Annotated in this window: 5 protein-coding genes; 1 reads left to right on the top strand and 4 read right to left on the bottom strand. The window is 39.3% G+C overall.

Going from position 1 to position 4,626, the window contains the following annotated elements; all coding sequences use genetic code 11:
- On the bottom strand, window positions 1-1,568 hold a 1,568-nt coding region (locus JWP71_RS05620; protein WP_299497816.1), incomplete at its 3' end, for a beta-N-acetylhexosaminidase.
- Between the two features lie 139 nt (window positions 1,569-1,707).
- Window positions 1,708-2,664, bottom strand: coding sequence for a thioredoxin-disulfide reductase (trxB, locus tag JWP71_RS05615; protein ID WP_299497815.1), 957 nt, complete (start codon window positions 2,662-2,664; stop codon window positions 1,708-1,710).
- Window positions 2,665-2,934: 270 nt separating this feature from the next.
- Between trxB and JWP71_RS05610 the strand changes: the two genes are divergently transcribed.
- On the top strand, window positions 2,935-3,462 hold the full coding sequence (locus tag JWP71_RS05610) for an NADPH-dependent FMN reductase (RefSeq protein ID WP_299497814.1): 528 nt from the start codon (window positions 2,935-2,937) through the stop codon (window positions 3,460-3,462).
- On the opposite strand, the gene JWP71_RS05605 is transcribed toward JWP71_RS05610, so the two are convergent.
- Window positions 3,442-3,831 (bottom strand): HI0074 family nucleotidyltransferase substrate-binding subunit, encoded by a 390-nt coding sequence (locus JWP71_RS05605; RefSeq protein ID WP_299497813.1) that lies wholly within the window; start codon window positions 3,829-3,831, stop codon window positions 3,442-3,444. The genes JWP71_RS05610 and JWP71_RS05605 overlap by 21 nt on opposite strands.
- Window positions 3,832-3,842: 11 nt before the next feature.
- Window positions 3,843-4,394 (bottom strand): hypothetical protein, encoded by a 552-nt coding sequence (locus JWP71_RS05600; protein ID WP_299497812.1) that lies wholly within the window; start codon window positions 4,392-4,394, stop codon window positions 3,843-3,845.
- Between the last annotated feature and the right edge of the window lie 232 nt (window positions 4,395-4,626).

Below are 4,626 nucleotides of genomic sequence, written 5' to 3'. Positions count from 1 at the left end.
GCTAAATGTGCAGGCAGCCGTGTCTCAGAAAAATCTGTAAAATTTTTATTGGCTAACTGTGTCCACGCTATTTCTGCCAACGATAGCATTCTTGGCAATAACATATATTCTACCTTATTACCTGTAGGTATATATTCTGTCCATAAGTTGGCTTGCACACCAATTACAAACTTTTGCTGCTCGGGCGTTAAAACAGCCGGAACAGGATTATACGCATAACTTTTTTGTATAGGCGCGTAACCACCTATTCCCAAAGGTTCTGTACTTAGTTTACCTTGTGCATGGTCAAAGTAAAGGCCCTGGCTGCTTGGCGCCATTATTACATCATGACTCAACCCTGCGGCCTGTATACCGCCCGATTCGCCTTGCCAGCTCATAACCGTAGCATTTGGCGCTAAACCTCCTTCTAATATCTCATCCCAGCCAATTACGCTGCGCCCTTTTGAGTTAACAAACTGTTCCATGCGCGAAATAAAATAGCTTTGCAAGCTTTTCTCATCCTTTAACTTTAATTTCTTGATAAGCTTTTGACAGAAATCATTGTTTATCCAATCGTCTTTTGCTACTTCATCGCCGCCTATATGAATATATTTTCCGGGGAAAAGCTCCATCACTTCTGTTAAAATATCTTGCAGAAAGGTAAATGTTTGCTCTGTAGGGCAAAATACATCGTGCCGCTCACTCCATGTTCCGGATACTTTATAGGTGTTTGGCGGGTTACAGCCGTACTCGGGATAAGCAGTCAACGCGGCATCCGAATGACCGGGCATTTCAATTTCGGGCACAATATTAATGTATCTTGTAGCAGCATATTTTACCACATCGCGAATTTGGTCCTGGGTATAAAAGCCACCATAGGGTGTATTGTCAAATTGCTGGGGTGTACGATCGTGATAATTGCCTATAAGGCTTTCTGCACGCCTGCTGCCAATAATTGTAAGCTTTGGATATTTTTTTATCTCGATGCGCCAACCCTGGTCATCAGTTAAATGCCAGTGAAAATTATTCAGTTTATAAGCTGCCATCAGATCTATGTATTTCTTAACCTGCTCGACTGTAGCGAAATGGCGGGATACATCCAGCATAAATCCGCGATAGCTAAAGCGGGGATAATCTTCAATCTGCACACATGGTAATTTGACAGTTGCCGCACGCTCTAAGGGCATTAACTGTATCAGGGTTTGTATGCCGTAAAACATCCCGGCATCTTTAGCGGCAATGGTAATATTTTGAGGGGTTATGGTTAAACGATAACCTTCGGCAGGTAAACCATCTGTACCCGAACTGGTTAAGATGATACTATTCGTAATCTGCCCGGTGTAAGGTTTGGGTTGAATGCGTAGTATAGTTTTGTTTTGCAGGTAATCTGTTAAGAAAGCTACCGGTCTTGTGTCTAAGCTATCAGTTTGCAATATAGTTTCCTGGCTAAGAACAAATTGGCCGGGGGCTTTTTTTACGGATACCGGGGCCGGTATTATTCCTAAATTAGGATCAGCATCCTGTGCATTTACAATAAATTTAGAAAGATAAAGGAAGCTAAAAAGCAATAAAAATATCCTCTTATACATAGTTATAAGTTAGCCGATTAATAAAGATCGTGAAGTTAACAGATTTGAAAAATTAATCTGCATTTACTACGTAAAAAAATTGCTGTAAATTAAAATAGCTGCCTTTTCGGGCAGCTATTTATATGTAAATTAAATTTAATTAAGCAATAACGGGGTGCTCTTTAGCAGCCAGGTAGCGTTCGGCATCAATTGCTGCCATACAGCCCGTGCCGGCAGCGGTAACCGCCTGGCGATAAATATGGTCCTGCGCATCGCCGCAGCAAAACACGCCTTCTATATTGGTTTGTGTTGAGCCTGGTTTGGTTTTGATATAGCCGGTTTCGTCCATATCTATCCACTCTTTAAATATTTCGGTATTAGGCGAGTGGCCTATGGCTACAAAAAAGCCGGTAACATCCAGATCTCTTTCTTCGTTTGTTTTGTTGTTGAACACTTTAACACCGTTCACACTTTGTCCGTCGCCTAAAATCTCTTTAGTTTCGGTATTATATAGTATCTCGATGTTGTGCGTATTTAAAGTACGGTGCACCATAGCTTTTGATGCACGAAACTCGTCTCTGCGAACAATCATAAAAACCTTACGGCATAATTTAGCTAAATAAGTTGCTTCTTCGGCAGCAGTATCACCCGCCCCTACTATGGCTACATCCTGGCCCTTAAAAAAGAACCCATCACACACAGCGCAGGCAGATACGCCAAAACCACTATATTTTTGTTCGGACTCCAACCCGAGCCATTTGGCAGACGCGCCGGTTGATATAATAACGGTATCGGCCAATATGGTTTTGTTTTCATCAACCACAACCTTATGCGGCAGGCTCGAAAAATCAACCGAGCTTACGTATCCAAAACGAATATCAGTACCCAAACGTTGGGCCTGATGACGGAAATCTTCCATCATTTCCGGACCCATGATACCGTTAGGATACCCCGGGAAATTCTCTACATCTGTAGTTTGGGTAAGCTGGCCGCCGGCAAGCATTCCTGTGTACATAACCGGTTTCAAATCAGCACGCGAAGCGTATATCGCAGCTGTATATCCGGCAGGACCCGAACCAATTATCAGGCATTTAACATGTTCAATATTTTCAGACATCGAATTAAAAAATGAAGCACAAAAGTAGTATTAATTGCGGTTTGCATCAATAGGCATTAGTCAGCATATTGCCATTAGATTTTGAGGCGATTATTTGTTTCACGAATAAATGAAATACCCCGACTTAAACAAGGAAATGATACGTTTTAGGTATATTTCCCAATGCCATCAATATTGAAAATAGCACTAACCCACCGCTTTTCAAAAACGTTTACAATTCAGTATTCGTTATTTTCAATTCCATATTATAAATTGCCGGCTCTTAAAACCATGAAAAATATCTTAGCTATATCCGGCAGTTTACGCCAGGGTTCATCAAATCACTCTATTCTAAAATTTTTAGGTTCAATTGTTCCTGCGGATATTGAATATACTATCTATAATGATCTTGCACAAATACCTGCGTTTGATCCGGGTTTTGACACAGATAATCCGCCGGCATCAGTAGCATCCTTACGTCAGTTACTCGCTAAAACTGATGGCCTTATCATCTGCACACCCGAATATGCTTTTGGTGTACCCGGCTCGTTAAAAAATATGCTCGATTGGATGGTATCAAGCAGTACATTAGTTGATAAACCCGTGGCCCTCATCACTGCATCATTAGGCGGCGAGCATGCACATGCTTCCCTCCTGCTTACTTTGGGGGCGTTGTCTGCTAACATTGTTGATGACGCTACTTTGCTGATACAGTTTGTAAGATCAAAAATTGATGCAGATGGAAATGTTAAGGATGAGGAGACAGTAAAGAATCTGCAAAAGGTATCGAGCAGCTTTCTAAATAAACTTACCAACTAAAGTTTTCAATAATATAAACATAGCGTTATAATATTCCGGAAGCTCAGAAAATATACTATCGGCCAATTTTTGATTGTAAGTGTGTACTGATAAATTTCGTTTAGTAATTATGGTTGACCATATTGCTTCATCGTCTATAACCTTTTCTGCATACGCAGCCGAAAAAACGGATTTAGGACTATACAGATCGATTATGCCCCTGTCTTGTAAATAAAATTTTAAGGTTTCCCAGGCAAGATCATAGCAATATTCAAAACGGTGTATGGCACCGTCGCGCTCTAATTGTGAAGGGTTTGCTAATAATGATTCTTTAAAATTTTTTAGGGCCCTATCAAAAGTGGCTAGCTTTTCTACAAAATAATCACTCATAACCAATGGGATTAAGTATAATATTTGTCTGCCTTTTTTATAGCGTTGATCAAGGTTTCTACATTTTTTCTATTCCTGCCAAACGACACCACAGAAGTCTGCTTATTTAGATCACAAACGCTATTTATTAATACCTCGTCTCCATAAAATAATACTGTTACCTGCTCGCCCCAACTTCCCGAAAAGAATGACGGGTTTGTTCTTGCCAAAACTTCATTATGGCTTGGATGAGAAATAGACCATTCTAATTGCTTACCAACTAAATTAATAATATCTATCAAATTAGCCCGAGTTAATGATGTTGTTATTATTTTGAACTTCAATCGACTCTTTTGAAGCCAATAGAATAACAATCCAATTATAGCTGGAATAATTATTATTAATATTTCGCCAGACATAAAAGGACTTTGATCTCCTTGAAAATATTTTATTGCATGTATTACAGGTAAAATTATACAAACAAACAGGCAAAACAGTACAATACTAAAATGCGATAGTTTTTTACTAACAGTCAGTTGCAACTCTTGTGTATTAATTGACTTATTGTATTGTTCCTCTGTCATTATTGTAGAAGTCAAATATAATCAAAACTCAAATCGGTTTACGAATAAGATGCCTTACTGCCAATTTGACAATCATCGCTCTTTGGAACGCTCATTGATAAGCACGGTTGTTACTAATCATTAACCAGAAAATCAATAATAAAATTATGCAAGAAAAAGGAACCATTTCGATACACACCGAAAACATTTTTCCGATAATTAAGAAATTCTTATACTCTGATACCGAGATATT

Source organism: Mucilaginibacter sp. (assembly GCF_028287845.1).
Lineage (GTDB): Bacteria > Bacteroidota > Bacteroidia > Sphingobacteriales > Sphingobacteriaceae > Mucilaginibacter.
Note: the sequence above shows the minus strand (reverse complement) of the source record. Positions and strands in the feature narration are given on the sequence as shown.